The sequence below is a fragment of the Flavobacterium sp. 103 genome (assembly GCF_003096795.1).
Taxonomy (GTDB): Bacteria; Bacteroidota; Bacteroidia; order Flavobacteriales; family Flavobacteriaceae; genus Flavobacterium.
In genome coordinates this window covers 4,246,932-4,263,149 of the sequence record NZ_QENX01000001.1, presented here as the reverse complement: position 1 = coordinate 4,263,149, position 16,218 = coordinate 4,246,932, and the positions used below count along the sequence as shown (strand labels likewise).

Annotated in this window: 9 protein-coding genes; all 9 read right to left on the bottom strand. The window is 33.4% G+C overall.

The genetic code is table 11. The features are described 5' to 3' along the window. Positions 1-77 precede the first annotated feature (77 nt). Positions 78-272, bottom strand: coding sequence for a hypothetical protein (locus C8C85_RS18075; RefSeq protein WP_111411367.1), 195 nt, complete (start codon positions 270-272; stop codon positions 78-80). A gap of 186 nt (positions 273-458) precedes the next feature. After that, positions 459-893: a response regulator gene (locus C8C85_RS18070; RefSeq protein WP_116798266.1), complete on the bottom strand. Its 435-nt coding sequence runs from the start codon at positions 891-893 to the stop codon at positions 459-461. After that, complete coding sequence (locus C8C85_RS18065; protein ID WP_116798265.1) at positions 890-3,781, bottom strand: PAS domain S-box protein; 2,892 nt, start codon at positions 3,779-3,781, stop codon at positions 890-892. Before C8C85_RS18065 ends, C8C85_RS18070 begins: the two co-directional genes overlap by 4 nt. Positions 3,782-3,839: 58 nt before the next feature. Further along, complete coding sequence (locus C8C85_RS18060; RefSeq protein ID WP_077377454.1) at positions 3,840-4,385, bottom strand: helix-turn-helix domain-containing protein; 546 nt, start codon at positions 4,383-4,385, stop codon at positions 3,840-3,842. A gap of 238 nt (positions 4,386-4,623) precedes the next feature. After that, positions 4,624-8,964 (bottom strand): CheR family methyltransferase, encoded by a 4,341-nt coding sequence (locus C8C85_RS18055; protein WP_116798264.1) that lies wholly within the window; start codon positions 8,962-8,964, stop codon positions 4,624-4,626. Between the two features lie 195 nt (positions 8,965-9,159). After that, a complete protein-coding gene (locus C8C85_RS18050) occupies positions 9,160-9,837 on the bottom strand; it encodes a peptidoglycan DD-metalloendopeptidase family protein (RefSeq protein WP_116798263.1) in 678 nt (225 codons plus the stop codon). A gap of 84 nt (positions 9,838-9,921) precedes the next feature. Further along, a complete protein-coding gene (locus C8C85_RS18045; RefSeq protein ID WP_116798262.1) occupies positions 9,922-12,330 on the bottom strand; it encodes a thiamine pyrophosphate-dependent enzyme in 2,409 nt (802 codons plus the stop codon). Between the two features lie 187 nt (positions 12,331-12,517). Next, positions 12,518-15,244: an aminopeptidase gene (locus C8C85_RS18040; RefSeq protein WP_243412132.1), complete on the bottom strand. Its 2,727-nt coding sequence runs from the start codon at positions 15,242-15,244 to the stop codon at positions 12,518-12,520. 239 nt (positions 15,245-15,483) lie between these two features. Further along, positions 15,484-16,212, bottom strand: coding sequence for a TIGR00730 family Rossman fold protein (locus tag C8C85_RS18035; RefSeq protein ID WP_116798260.1), 729 nt, complete (start codon positions 16,210-16,212; stop codon positions 15,484-15,486). Positions 16,213-16,218: the final 6 nt, after the last annotated feature.

Sequence of the window (16,218 nt, the reverse complement as noted above, 5' to 3'; positions counted from 1 at the left end):
AAATCAGTAAAAAACACTATTGTTTTTTTGATGGGAAATATATTTATAAAGAATTTTTTAGTTTGTGTTATACAAATCTAAGATTCATCTTTTGTAGTACGCACTAAACTAATTCCTGCTATAAAGAAAACAGTTCCTAAAATTCCATAGATGATTAATGCTTTAATGTCCCTTTCACTGCCAGAAGTGTTAGTAAATATTACTGCATCATAAATAAGCCCACCGATACCGAGTGCTGTTAATAATGCGCCGAAGATTCTTTTGATATTCATAATGTAGATATTTATTGATTATTATTGTTGTATGTAATTCGCATATCGTCATTAGTGTTTATCTCATCGGTTACTATTTTATATTGGTATTCGATGATTTTCAATTGCGACCAATTTACGTTCATGCTCATTTCATGATTTTTATTTTTAAAATTTATAATGCGATAGAATTTGAAATTATTTTAATTACATCCTGTCCATATACCAGCTTAGTTCTTTTTTCATTTTTCTAAACTCGTAAAGAGATGATATTATTTTTTGCAAACGAACAAAAGCCGTTTCGCTTTTAACCACATAATCAAAGGCCTGATGATGCATACAATCGATAGCTACATCAATTTTATCCTGAGAAGACAGCATAATAACAGCAATTTCAGGATTGAATGCTTTTATTTTGTCCAAGGTCGCGATACCGTTTATCGCATTTCTATCAATACCATCCAGATGATAATCCAAAATAATAACATCTGGGTTATTGGATAAATTGGCAAGGCAAAGTTCACCGGTAGAGTAGGTTTCTATTTCAAAATCAGCATGATCCAAAAACTCAATTTCCAAAGATTTCAAGAATAAGGCGTCATCATCGACTAAGAACAGTTTTATTTTGTTTGTGCTATTCATTTTAGGGATTTTTTTAGTGTTTCTAATTCTAGCTCTAATTCTTTACAGGCCTGCGTACATGCATCTTCAAGTTTCAATACCATACTTTCCATTTCATCATTTTGTTGTTGTATTGCCACAAATTCCTGAATTTTTTTTGCCATATTTTCAAAATCGGAATGCATTCCCATAATTGAAAATGAGGGAATCATTTTGTGAATGGCAGCATTTAGCATACTCCAATCTTGATCTAACAAACTTTGTTTTAATGTACTGATTAGCTCAGGCGTTTGTTCCAGATATAGCCCAATCATTTCAATCATCAATTTTGGATTGGATTTGGTGCGGTGGTTCAAGTAATCTAAATTGATGTATTTTACTTTTTCCACTTCTGAACCCCCTGTTTTGATAGTATTCTTTGGTTTTAAATTTTTAGGCTTTTGTATTAAACCTACAATTTTGCTGTATAATACTCTTTCATCAATGGGTTTTGCAATATAATCGTTCATGCCCACAGCTTTACATTTAGCCAAATCTACAGTTGTGACGTCTGCCGTCAGAGCAATTATTGGGATTGTCAATTTCAATGTTTCTCTAATGTATTCTGTGGCTTCAAAACCGTTCATTTCAGGCATTTGTAAATCCATCAAAACAACATCGTATTGATTTGTTTTGAGTTTTTCGATGGCAATTTTTCCGTTTTCGGCGATATCACGTTCAAAGCCAAAATCATCCAATACCGTTTTCATCAACAATTGATTGAGAGCCATATCTTCAACAACCAAGACTTTGATGCCTTTGATTTCATTATCCAATTCCATAATTTCATTTTCTAGTTCTGCATCTTCTTTCGTTTTTAGAAAAGGTAAAGTAAAACTAAAACGGGAATACTCGTTTATTTTACTTTTGACCCTAATACTTCCTCCTTGAGATTCTACCAGTTGTTTTACAATAGCAAGTCCAAGACCTGTACCTCCATATAATCGGGAAGTTCCACTTGATGCTTGTTGGAAATTTTCAAAAATTCGGTCAATTTTATCTTCTCCTATTCCTATTCCGGTGTCTTTGACTGCAAATTCAATAATTACTTTTTCGTCGTCTTCAAACATTAAATGAACGCTTACGGTAATGACCCCTTTATTTGTGAATTTTACTGCATTACTAACCAAATTTAAAATAATTTGGTGCAAACGAATTGCATCTCCAACTAAGACTTCTGGGATTTTATCGTCGTATTCAGAAACTAATTTTAAGTTTTTTTCCTGAATTTTTGTTTCAAATAAATGAAGCATAGAAGATAATGATTTTTTTATTTTGAAAGGACTTTGCTCAAAAGTCATTTTTCCCGCATCTACTTTTGCTAAATCCAAAATGTCATTTATAAGCACGATTAGCGCATCGCCACTCATTTTTATCGCCATCAGATATTCCTTTTGTTTGGCTGATAATTCTGTTTTTAAGACCACTTTCGTAAATCCAATTATGGCATTCATCGGTGTCCGAATCTCATGACTCATGTTCGATAAAAATTGCTGTTTTGCTTTTACGGCATTTTCAGCAATTTTAGTAGCCAATTCTGCTTTACTTTTTGCTTCTTCGGCTATTACTGTTGCCAATTCAGCAAAGACTTTGGCTTCAAATAATTCTGTTGCAATTCGCTTTTGTTCGGTAATATCTCTGGCAACCACAACTGCACCAACCACATTTCCTAAATCATCTTTGTAAACCGAGCCGTTAAACAAAACATCGGTAAATTTTTCGTCTTTTATAGTTAGCGGATAATCGACGACAAAGCCTTTCGTAAAAACTTTTTTATATCCATCCCGAGCTTTTTGAGGCTCTGTGAAATAATTAATAAAATCAGAACCTATAAGTTTTTTTCTGGATACACCAGTAACTCGAACTGTTGCATCATTGGTGTCCGTAATTTTTCCGTTTGGTGAAATGGTAAATAAAGGATCCCGACTGGCTTCAATTAAACTCAAAGAATATTGGGAAGCCAATTTAAGGGAATAACTATGGGCCTCTAATTCTTTGTTGGCAATCTCACGTTTCTCTTTCTCTTTGCTTTGAAATTCAAGTTCCAGATCAGCAATTACAAGTTCGGCTGCTCTGTTTTCTTTCTCACCTGTTTGAAAAATAAGCTCTTTGTTGGCAATGTATAATTCATCTGCTCTTTTTTCTTTTTCATCATTTTGAAAAGCCAATTCTTTGTTGGCAATAACTAACTCAGCAGCTCTTTTTTCTTTGACTTTATTTTGGTAGGCCAGCTCTTCATTTGCAATAACCAACTCTGCAGCTCTTTTCTCTTTTTCTGTATTTTGAAAAGCCAATTCCTTATTGGCAATTCCTAATTCATCTGCGCGTTTTTCTTTTTCATCATTTTGGTATGCCAATTCTTTGTTGGCAATACCTAATTCGGCAGCACGTTTTTCTTTTTCTTCGTTTTGAAAAGCTAATTCTTTGTTGGCTATGCCTAATTCATCTGCACGTTTTTCTTTTTCATCATTTTGAAAGGCCAATTCTTTATTAGCATTTCTCAATTCCAGCGCCCATTTTTGTTCGGCTATATCTCGTGCTACAATTACTACTCCCTTTATATTCCCATTATTGTCACGATATACAGAACCATTAAATAGCACTTCTGTTAATTTTCCATTTTTGTGGCGAAGTGTAAGCGGAGAATCAGAAACTGAGCTTTTAGAAAAAACTTCTTGATAAACATCGTGTGCTTTTTTTGGCTCAGTAAAATAATCTTTAAAATAAGTCCCTGTCAATTCCTCTCTCGATATTCCAGTAATATGAGTCAATGCTTCATTCATATCCGTAATCTTGCCTTCGGTACTAATGGTAACCAAAGGATCCAAACTGGCTTCTATTAAACTTCTGGCATATTGTGATTCTTGCATTGGGAAACGTGGTATTGTTGGTTAAATTTATAGTGGAATTTTAAAGATGAAGTTGTACTTAATTCCCAATTTCCTCAATTGGGCTTCGTCTTTTGTCTTTTAATTGTTTAAAGTGGGTAGGAGATAGGCCTGTTACTTTTTTGAACTGACTCGATAAGTGAGCTACGCTGCTATATCCCATTTTCCAAGCGATTTCAGTGATATTGAGTTCGCCATAAATAATCAATTCTTTAATTCTTTCGGTCTTGTGCGAAATGATAAATTGTTCGATTGTAGTTCCTTGTACTTCCGAAAAAAGATTGGACATATAGGTATAATCGTGATTTAATTTTTCATGCAAATAGTCGGAAAAATTAATTTTAATGTTTTCATCAGTATGATGTACCAATTCAATAATTACATTTTTTATTTTTTCGATAAGCATGGCTCTTTTATCATCCATCAATTCGAGTCCCGAATCGATTAAGCCTATTTTGAGTTGCTCTCTTTGATACATAGAAATAGTTTCCATGATTTCCACTTCGCCTAAATCAACCACAATAAAGTGCAGACCAAGTTTCTTCAATTCTTCTTTTACCGCCATTTTGCAGCGATTACTAACCATGTATTTGATGTATAATTTCAAGTTGTTCTTGTTTTAAAGGATAGAGTAAAGGTCGTCTAGAAATCAACAATCGATGTTATAGAATTTACAAGATTGTTGTATAATTCACTGATTGTTGCCTTTTTAAATATAAGCCATTAGCAAAATTTTAATTGCAAATCAAAAAAACTAGATGCATATAATTTTGTCTAGCATCTAACCTTTGTCAAAGTTGTAAACTTTGACAAAGGTTAGAGTTCTATTTCTTAGGAAGTGTTTTTTTAAGTTGTTTGACTATTTTCTCATACAAAAGCTTTTCATCAATGGGTTTTGAGATGTAATCATTCATTCCCACGGTTTTTGATTTTTGTACATCTACGGTGGTCACATCTGCAGTAAGCGCAATGATAGGAATTTTGGAATTCATTGTATTTCGAATGAAATCTGTAGCCTCAAACCCGTTCATTTCAGGCATTAGTATATCCATTAAAATAATGTCATAGCTATTCTCTTTTAGCTTTGCAATGGCTACTTTACCATTTTCGGCAATATCACATTGAAAACCAAATTCCTCTAAAATGATTTTTATCAAAAGTTGATTCAACGGTACATCTTCTGCGACCAAAACTTTTACATTTTCTAATCCTTCGATTGTAGTGTAAATATTTTCTGTTTCTGCAGGAATTTCATCGCAGAATTTTTCAAAATCCATGACAAAACCAAATGTGGAGCCGATACCTTCTTCACTTTGTACAATTAATGTACCTCCTTGATGCTCTACCAGTTGTTTGACAATGGCAAGACCTAAACCGGTTCCCCCATATAATCGTGAAATTTCGGTAGATGCTTGTTCGAAATTATCAAAAATAGTTGCCAGTTTGTTTTTTGGAATTCCAATACCTGTATCGGTTAATTTGAATTCTATTGTGGTTTTTTCTGAATCTTCTTTCAGCATTTGAACACTCAATATTATTTTTCCTTTTGAAGTAAATTTGATAGCATTGCTTATTAAATTTAAAATAATTTGTCGTAAACGCATACAATCGCCTACAATAAATTCAGGAATTCGACTATCATATTGTTGTTCTAATTTTAAATTTTTCTCTGAACATTTAGATTCAAACAAATAAAAGATATCGGCAATAGATTCAAATATGTTGAAGTTTTTTTTGTCAAAAGTCATTTTTCCAGCATCTACTTTGGCAAGATCAAGAATATCATTAATTAAAACAATCAATGCGCTTCCCGAAGATTTAATAGCTGTGATAAATTCTTTTTGCTCTTTATTCAATTCAGTTTTCAAAACCACATTTGTAAACCCAATTATGGCATTCATCGGAGTCCTAATCTCATGACTCATATTCGACAAAAATTGTTGCTTAGATTTTAATGCATTTTCGGCAATTTTTGTGTTTTGTTCCGCTACGCGCTTTGCTTCGATTAATTCGGACTTTAAATTAATATGAGCTGTAACCTCGTAAGCAATAACGGTTACCCCCAAAATGGTTTCATCAGCATCGAGATAAGGTTGATAAACAAAATTAAAATAAACATCCTCAAATTGGCCATTGCGTTTTATGGGAACAAGGAGTTCATATCCTTCTTGAGGAATACCTGTTGTATATACCTCGTCTAGCATTTTTGGGATCGGACCATCTTTTAATTCGGGTAAAACGGTAAGAATTGGCTTGCCTTCGATATCATTGCCTTTTCCCCAAATTTCTTTAATACTATCATTGGCAAGTTTGATGACCATCTCTTTTCCTTTTAATATGACAAAAGAGAAAGGAGAATGCATGAGCATCATACTATACCGTTTATTGCTGTCTTCAATGGCTTTAAGTGCTTTTTTCTCTACTTCAAGTTGTACTTCCAGTACTTTTTTCTCTTTGATTTGGAGTTCAATGGCAAGATTTCGAACATCGGTAATGTCAATAATCGTAAGGACAATTAATTCTTCATTTTCTCGTGCTTGGATGATCCGGTGGGCGTTGAGCAACATTATTTTTTTTCCAATAACCGGAAAAACATGTTCTACTTCAAAATCATGAAAGTTCTTGTTTTCAGAAACAATTTTTTCTATTAGCGTTCTTAATTTTGGAATGTTCCATTGGTTATTCCCTAATTTATATAATGATTTTCCAATGCATTCTTCTTCGGTTACATGAAATGTTTTGCAAAATGATTTATTGGCTGATTTTATTTTTATGTCTTTATCAAGAATGAGCACAGGTTCATGAACTGTAGAGAGTATGGCTTCATTATATTGGTTTAATTCTTCGACTTGCTGAATTCTGGAATGTAATTCCTGATTACTGGTTACCAATTCCTCATTGGTTGATTCAATCTCTTCCTTGGAGGTTTCGAGTTCTTCATTCAAGCTTTGCAATTCTTCATTACTTGAGACTATTTCTTCGTTGGCACTTTGCAGTTCTTCATTGGCGGCTTCCTGATCATGGGTGATAGATCCCATATCAGCTCTGGCTGCAGCAAGTTCGTCTTCAAGTTTTTTTATTCGACGATCTTTAGCAATCGTGTTGTTTTCTTGCCCTTTTATTGAGTCTTCCTCTGTTTCATGTTCGATGTTTCCTGTAAAAATAACAATCAATAAAGGCTCTTCTCCTTCAATGTTAAGCGGAATAACCTCGAGATTTACAATTTGAATGGTTTTGTCTATCGGGTTTCGATTCATTTCAATCCCCATTTTTTGGATCGGAAGTTTTGTTTTAATGGCATGATGAATGGCATTTCGCAACTCAAATGTGATTTCTATATGTGCCATTTTCAAAATATTAAAACTGGCCTTACCAGGGGAATGCTGTAAATACAAGGAAGTAGATCCCCTAAATTGGAGAATTTCTAAATCGTAGTTGATAATGACACTGGCAGGTACATGATGTTCCAGTAAAACGGCATCAAAAGCCATTCCGATAGTGCCGTTTACAGATGCAGATACTTTTTTGAATGTAGTAGGTGGTGTAGTGTTTTTATCAGGCATGGTAGAATGGGATAGACGTGAAGTAAGGTCAGGAATGGTGAGTAAACCTGAATTTTTTTTTCGGGAATAAAATTTGAATTTTTTATCGAGAATCGAAAAAAGCTGTGCTGTTGTTCCAATTGTTTCCGATTTTCCCAACATCAAACAGCCTCCATCGTTTAAGGCATAATGAAAAGTGGAAATTGCTTTTTTCTGAGCAGCTGTGTCCAAATAGATTAGCATATTCCTGCAACTAATGAAATCCATTCTTGAAAATGGAGGATCCCGCAAAATGTTGTGTTTTGCAAATACACAAACATCTCTTAACTGTTTTGAAATACGGTATTTATTTTTGGATTTTACAAAAAAGCGAACTAATCTTTCTGGTGAAATAGCTGCCAATTGCGAAGCAGAATATTCACCAATTCGAGCAATCCGAATGGCTTCGGCGCTGAGATCGGAAGCGAAAATTTGAAAAGGAATACTGTTAGGATTGTTTTCTTGTAATTCTAGTAATAATATCGCTATCGAATAAACTTCTTCACCGGTGGCACAAGCAGCAACCCATAAGCGAAGAGTCTCACCTGTGGTTTTCGCTTCGATTAATTTAGGCAGAATTACATTTTTTAAATACAAAAACGGTTCAGCATCTCTAAAAAAAGCGGTTACATTAATTAATAGATCCTGATAAAGAATATCGACTTCATTGCTTTGATTAGTAAGTATTTCGATGTATTCTTTTAAAGTTTTAATTTTATGAACTAACATCCTGCGAAGCATTCGCCTTTTGATAGTATTCATTTTGTAATGACTGAAATCTACATTTTTTCTTTTGTGTAAAAGTTGTAGAATAACCTTCAACTCTGGATTGCTATTTTCTATTTCGGCTTCAGGGATTTTTTTTATGGCAGTATTGACTATTAAAGGATGCTGACTGATTCGTGTTAATTCAATTCCAATCTCTTTTGGAGATAATACAAAATCAACAATACCTTCAGCAATTGCAGAATTGGGCATGCTGCCAAATTTCGCCGAGTCATCCTGGGCGAAAGTAATTCCTCCGGCCTGTTTTATTTCTTTCAATCCTCGTGTGCCGTCGTTGGCAGATCCAGACAGAATAACACCAATAACATTTTCATGATGGGTTTCTGCCAAAGAAGAAAAAAGTAAGTCGATTGAGAAGTTTGAAGTTCTGTTTTTAGGTCGGGGAGTCAATTTTATATGTCCATCAATAACCTCAATTTCTTTATCATTGGGAATAACATAAAAATTATTGGGTTTCAGTAATTCCATGTTATCAATCAACTGGACCTTCATTTGAGTCACTTTAGATAAAAGTTTGTCAAGTAAACTTTTATGATCTGGACTTAGGTGTTGGACATATATAAAAGCCATACCTGTGGTAGGAGAAATGTTTTTCAATAATTGGGTTACTGCTTCAAGACCACCTGCAGAGGCACCAATAGCTACAACAGTAAAAGATTTTTTTTTGAGCTCCTTCTTTGAAAACGGATTTTTTTTTGCAGGGACTTTCGAGACTTTGATTTCTTTCGTTGCTATTACTTTATTATTGGGTAGTGATTTAAGTAAACTATTATCTTCTATGGTCAAAATTGATTTCATGGTACCAATATTTACTTTGGACAGCAGTATTAAAAAGTAATATTCTTCTTAATACATCCATAAATAGGGTATATCCGTATCAAATGTAGGTATAAATACAACCAATAACTATTAATATGGGATTTATCTTTTGGGAACAGAGATATATAAGTAGTCTGTTTATTCGTCTGAAAGATAATATTTAAAGAAACTTTATTAGTAAATTTTCAATAGCAGATTGGGATCTGGACAATTTTCCAAATAATAATCCAATTTGCTTTTACTGCAAACTCCTGGATAATCACCATAATTATCTTCTATATTTTTTATAATTTGAAAATGTAAATGTGGAGAATAGTCGCCATTTACACTATTATCTCCTAATGTAGCCAAGTGTTGTCCTTTTGAAAAAAAATCACCAACTTTCAGATTCGCAATACTTTCTAAAGACAAGTGACCATATAAAGTATAAAAAATTTGGTTTTCCAATTGGTGTTCCAGAATTATGGTGGGACCGTAATCACCCAGGTTATTGTTGTATTGAAAACTATGTACTTTTCCGTCTAGAGCAGCCAAAACAGCAGTACCAGCTTTAATCCATAAATCCAATCCGATGTGAATGTTTCGTTCCTCTGTGTTTAGATCATTAAAGACAGCACTTCGTTTATACAAATTACGAATTTCATTGTAACCACCATATGTGACTTTTGCTTTGTTTTTAGCTAATAAAAGTTCGATATAAGCTTCAAATTGTGAAGAATCAGTAATATTCAGTTGATTCAATTCCAGATTGGAAGCCGATAAATCCAATGGAGTGTATTCCGAATAGGGAATAGCGCTATCGATTACTTTGATGTCATTTAAATCTAAAAATAAAGTTTCTAAGGGTGTCATTTAAAATGGTGATAATAGTTTTTGAATAAAGATAAAAAAAAATCCCAACCTGAAGATTGGGATTTTGATTATTGTATTTTAAGTTTAATACAAACTTGGATATTTTGAAGGATTTACTTCGTGCATCATTTCATATATTTTTTCGTAAATATCTTCCGCAGACGGTTTTGAGAAATAATCGCCATCTGTACCATAAGCAGGTCTGTGTGCTTTTGCAGTCAAAGTTTGTGGTTTGCTGTCTAAATGATTGTAAGCATCTTGTTGTTCAACGATTTGTTGCAAAATGTAAGCAGAAGCACCACCAGGTAAATCTTCGTCAATAACCAATAATCGATTGGTTTTGGCTATACTTTTCACAATGTCACTATGAATGTCAAACGGAAGCAATGATTGTAAATCAATAATTTCGCAATCAATACCAACTTCAAATAATTCTTTGGCAGCTTGTTCTACTAATCTCAACGTAGAGCCATAAGAAACAAGCGTAATATCGGTTCCTTTTCTTAATGTTTCCACAACTCCAATTGGTGTTTTGAATTCACCATAATTCAAAGGTGCTTTTTCTTTCAATCGGTAACCGTTCAAACATTCGATAACCAAAGCAGGTTCGTCACATTCCAATAAAGCATTGTAAAAACCAGCTGCTTGTGTCATGTTTCTAGGAACCAAGACATGGATTCCTCTAATGGCATTGATAATCATCCCCATTGGAGAACCTGAATGCCAGATACCTTCCAAACGGTGTCCACGGGTACGTATAATAAGTGGTGCTTTTTGTCTACCAACAGTTCTGTATTGTAATGTAGCCAAATCGTCACTCATGATCTGAATAGCATACAATAGATAATCTAAATACTGAATTTCGGCAATCGGACGTAGTCCTCTCAATGCCATTCCAATTCCTTGACCTAATATAGAAGCTTCACGAATCCCAACATCGGCAACTCGCAACTCACCATATTTTTCTTGCATTCCTTCCAAACCTTGATTTACATCACCAATATTTCCTGCGTCTTCTCCAAAAATTAGAGTTTCTGGATATTTAGAAAAAATAGCATCAAAGTTATCTCTCAAAATCATTCTGCCGTCAGTATCTTCTGTGGCATCACTTGGATATTGAGGTAAAACTTCTTTAACAGAAAAAACATTTTTATCCGATTCAGAAAATAAATTACTACTAAATTTTGGTTGTGTTTTTTTGATATAATCAGTAATCCAATTGGATAATTCAATTTTGTCTTCTTCATTGATAATCAAACGCAATGTTTTTCGGGCGACTACCATTATTTCCTTTTTCAAAGGAGATTTGATACTTTTTAAGGTAGCAGCATTTCTAAGAATTTCTTCTTTTTTGGCACTGGTTACCGCTATTCTTTCTAAAATAGCAACTAATTCGTTTTGCTCTTCAATTATTGGTCCAATAAAAGCGTTCCAAGCGGCTTTTTTACCCTCAAAAACTTCTTTTTTGGCTTCCAAATCGATCGCGTCAATTTCTTCTGGTGACGCAATATTAATGGCAATCATCCATAATTTCATTTGACGAATACAGTCAAAATCTTTTTCCCATGCCAATCGGGCAGCATTTTTATATCTTTCGTGTGAACCAGAACTCGAGTGTCCTTGAGGTTGCGTAAGTTGATCAACGTGAATTAAAACAGGAACGTGATTTTCACGGGCGATTTCTGCCGCTTTTTCATAAGTGGCAATCAAATCAACATAATCCCATCCTTTTACTTTTAATATTTCAAAACCATTCGTATTTTCATCTTTTTGGTATCCTTTTAAGATTTCCGAAATACTTTCTTTAGTAGTTTGGTGTCTTGCATGTACAGAAATTCCGTATTCGTCATCCCAAACACTCATCACCATAGGAACTTGTAAAACTCCGGCAGCATTCATGGTTTCAAAAAATAATCCTTCTGATGTGCTTGCATTTCCTATAGTTCCCCATGCAATTTCATTTCCTTCTATTGAAAATTGGTCTGCATTTGGAATTCCTGGAACGTTTCTGTATATCTTTGAGGCTTGCGCCAATCCAAGTAATCTTGGCATTTGTCCAGCTGTTGGAGAAATATCGGCACTAGAATTTTTTTGTTGTGTTAAGTTTTTCCAAGATCCGTCTTCGTTCAAACTATGGGTTACAAAGTGACCACCCATTTGTCTTCCTGCAGACATTGGCTCCAAATCAATATCAGTATGACCATATAAACCGGCAAAAAATTGTTCAATAGTCAATTCGCCAATAGCCATCATAAAAGTTTGATCGCGATAATATCCTGAACGGAAGTCTCCATTTTTAAAGCATTTGGCCATGGCAAGTTGTGGAACTTCTTTTCCATCACCAAAAATACCAAACTTGGCTTTTCCAGTTAATACTTCTTTACGTCCTAATAAACTACATTCTCTGCTTATTATGGCAATTCGGTAATCATTTAAGACTTCGGTTTTAAAATCTTCAAATGTTAAACTAGTATTGACTTTCTCTTTTATCATAATTTAAAAGTATAGCTTTAATGGTGCAAAAGTAATCAAAAACTACGTATATATCATTATGTGATTCTGTATTTTTATAATTTTTTATGAAATAATTTCCAGTAAATCGAATGTATTTTTATCATATATGTAATTTAAACTTAAAAAATTGTGTAATAGTTTAATATTTTAAAGTTTTTGTTTTGAATTAAAACCATTTTCGGGTAAAAAGATTAATTAATGATTTTGGATTAAAAATAAAGATAAATCGTATTTTTTCACTGTAATTTTTTTGGCTTGGCTCGAATCCATTCGAAGAATACACAGGAAAGAATAATTCGAAGTAATCTTGAACCAAATTTAGCCGTATTCCACTATCATAAACAAAGTTATTATGAAACCCTTTATTTTTTACAAAACCAAAATCAGCATACGCATCTACCCAATTCCATAATAGACTATAGCTCAAATTTGTTGTTACCAGCCATTGATTGGATTCCGAAGGATTAACGAACGATTTAAGTCCTCCTTGGCCCATAACGTATTGCTGGCTTAATATTCCAGTTTCATCAGATCGTGCATAAAGAGGATAATCAAACAAATAATCATTAACTCTGGAAACTCCAAAATTATAGTTTTGGGTGTTGTTCGTGTTGTATAAAAAAGTACCAGCAAATGCACGAATATTAAAATAACGATTGTCATTAAACAACTTACGATATTCCATTTCAGCTGATATTTTACCAAAATAACCTGAAAACTGTACATCGGTCAAGAATTTAACATGGCTGGCAACCTCTGTTTTTATATTGGAATATTTAAGGTTCAAAATGGAATAATTATCTGTACTATCAATCACAACAGCAGATGGTTCTTTGTAAATGATATTGTATTTTACAAATATGGCCTGTTTTCTATTGTCTCTGTACCTAGGTTCCCGAAAGTATAATGACAAACTTGGATACAATTTTAAATAAGCGGCATCCTCGGCATAATGATAATAAGAACCATTCAAAGAATAGCGCATATTATATAGTCTACTTTCTCTTAAATAATGATTTAGGATTAATTGATAACTGCCCACAATTGATTTGGTATTGATGGAGTACATCGGATTTAAGGAAAACATGAACGGTTTGTCAAAGAAACTATAGTTGTAAAAACTGATTCCAGGTGCAAATCCGTCATATTTATTGTAAAATATAGTGGGAACATAAAATAATTGGGAACGATGCGGATCTTCTAAATCCTCAAAAAAAGTAAGTTTCAATGGACGGTTTAGTGAAAATGGATACAATGATTTCCAATTGTTTCTCAAATTAAACTCAGGGACTTCGTTATTATAATTCAATACCAGTTTATCAATGCCTTTTCTCTCAAAAATGAGTGTAGTATCTATTTCATTGGTTTCGATCCATTTTTTGAAAATAATTTGTTTGTTTTTGATACCAAATACAGGCATTGGAACCAATGGAATTCCTTTGTTTTTAACAGTAAAAGTGATGGAGTCTTTTGTTTTGGAAAAATCGCCAAATTTATAGTCAATAGGTACTCGACTATCAATAATATATTTAAAAAACCAATCAATATTTTTTGGCGCTTTTGATCTCAATATATTTTCAAAATCATCCCTGTTCGTTTGTCCCTCTTTATTAAGTTTATAGAATTGCTGAATTCCGGATAAAACCAAATCATTTCTAAGGTAATCGTTTAGATATTGTAGGCTCAAACCAGCTTTGTATTTGTTCGCAATTTGCACATTGAATTTTATCAACGTATTTTTTGGCTCATTAAGTGCTTGATCGAGATTTTTACGTGCCATCAACATATAATAGTAGCTGTATTGATCATTAAAATCAGTTTGCGCCATTTTGAATCCCCTGAATAGAAAAAACTTGGAAGCCGATCCCATCATCTTGCTGTCAGGATGGTATTGGTCAATATAATTCATCATGGTAAATATCTGAATGCCGTCATAAATCCAATTGTCTTTTCTGGAATCCAATAGCAAACTATTCTTGAGAAAATTATTTAAATAGGTTTTTAAAAATTTTATTTCGAATAAAAAATCAGAATGAAAAGGGCGCATAAATTTTGGCAACTGATTCAGACCATAAAACGGATTTTTCTCATAATCTTCCTCCGAAACGATGATTTTCCCAAAAGGATATTGTCCAATTTGAGTATTGGCAAAATCAACCACTCGCTTGATGATTGCTGTTTTCAATGAGTCATCAAATCTTCCCGAACTTAAATTGGTCATGACTTCAAAAGCACCAATTTTATAACTTCTGTAACTCGATTCTTTTTCAATAATTAAATCAAAATCGGTTCTGTTTTTACCTGAAAGATTGACATTGGTTTCTTGTTCGGTTGCAGTGAAATTGTTAACAGTTAAATCCGTTGTTACTGCGTTTTTATTGGTAATTTTCAAATCAACATCAAAATCCGAAACTCCATTAGCAATATCGTCAAGGCTTTCATTACTGTATTTTATAAATTGATGATTTTCATAACGGGCAGGGGTAAGGAACCAGTTTTTGAGATGCATGCCATATTTTTCAAAATGACCATATTTGGTAAATTTGTTGCTTGGAATCATGGAAATATAAGTAAGATGCAATTTTACTTTTTGGTTTGGAGCCAATGTATGATGTAGTAAAACCTCAATATAATCAGGATTTTTTTTGGTTCTTTCCCATGTAAAAACATTTTTATCGTTATCCTCGATAATTAAATTAACGGTTCCTCCACGATCTTCTGCTAGCGCCATGTGAAACTTATTGTAGAACTCGTCCGAAAAACGTTTCCCCAATGGACTCTCTCTATCTGAAAAAGCATTGTTCCAATCATTCAACACTATAGAGGTTAAAGTGTCATTAGTCTGGTTATAAAAGGTAATTTCTTGATCAACTGTCAGGGTATTAGAATTCATATTCACTGCCACAGACATTTTAGAGTGATGCTGTGCATATTGTTTGTGGAAAACCAACAAAACAATTAAGAATAGTATGATTTTACCGTGAGTTTTCAATCTGGGGTGATATATAAGTTTCTAAAAAAGTATAAATCTAAGACAATTTACAAAAAATTAAGAAAAGGCCAGTATTTAATAGTCAAAATACACTAATATGCGTTAAAAAAAAAGAGCCGTTTGTAAAACGGCTCTCAGTATTAAAAATTAGGACTTAAATCGTACTTTTTATAGAAATTATCCAGTACCGCGACTACTTCATCTTCGGTATCTACTATTTTAAAGAGATTCAAATCATCTGGACTTATCGTGTGTTCTCTTTCTATCAGTACTGTTTTTATCCAATCAATCAAACCAGACCAAAATGCAGTTCCAACCAATATAATCGGGAATTTGCCTATTTTTTTGGTCTGAATTAGGGTAATCGCCTCAAATAATTCGTCCAAAGTTCCAAATCCTCCTGGCATTACCACAAATCCCTGTGAATATTTTACAAACATTACTTTTCGAACAAAGAAATAATCAAAATTCAAGTTTTTGTCCCTGTCAATATAAGGGTTAAAATGCTGTTCAAATGGTAATTCGATGTTGAGTCCTACCGAAATTCCTCCACCTAAATGTGCACCCTTGTTTCCGGCTTCCATAATTCCGGGACCACCTCCAGTAATCACGCCATAACCGGCCTTACTGATTTTGAAAGCAATTTTTTCAGCCAGTAAATAATAATGATCCTCCGGTTTTATCCTTGCCGAACCAAAAATAGTCACACAAGGTCCAATACGGCTCATCGAATCATATCCGTTTACAAACTCGGCCATGATTTTAAAAATGGCCCAACTATCGTTTGTTTTTATCTCATTCCAAGTTTTTCTTTTTAATTTATCTTGGATTACTCTATCCTCATCGTTGTCAAAATCTTCTAATCTCATATTAAT

Coding starts and splice junctions, on each gene's coding strand:
- C8C85_RS18045 (WP_116798262.1), bottom strand. CDS start 12,330: ATGATAAAAGAGAAAGTCAATACTAGTTTAACATTTGAAGATTTTAAA.
- C8C85_RS18060 (WP_077377454.1), bottom strand. CDS start 4,385: ATGGTTAGTAATCGCTGCAAAATGGCGGTAAAAGAAGAATTGAAGAAA.
- C8C85_RS18055 (WP_116798264.1), bottom strand. CDS start 8,964: ATGAAATCAATTTTGACCATAGAAGATAATAGTTTACTTAAATCACTA.
- C8C85_RS18065 (WP_116798265.1), bottom strand. CDS start 3,781: ATGCAAGAATCACAATATGCCAGAAGTTTAATAGAAGCCAGTTTGGAT.
- C8C85_RS18040 (WP_243412132.1), bottom strand. CDS start 15,244: ATGAATTCTAATACCCTGACAGTTGATCAAGAAATTACCTTTTATAAC.
- C8C85_RS18035 (WP_116798260.1), bottom strand. CDS start 16,212: ATGAGATTAGAAGATTTTGACAACGATGAGGATAGAGTAATCCAAGAT.
- C8C85_RS18050 (WP_116798263.1), bottom strand. CDS start 9,837: ATGACACCCTTAGAAACTTTATTTTTAGATTTAAATGACATCAAAGTA.
- C8C85_RS18070 (WP_116798266.1), bottom strand. CDS start 893: ATGAATAGCACAAACAAAATAAAACTGTTCTTAGTCGATGATGACGCC.
- C8C85_RS18075 (WP_111411367.1), bottom strand. CDS start 272: ATGAATATCAAAAGAATCTTCGGCGCATTATTAACAGCACTCGGTATC.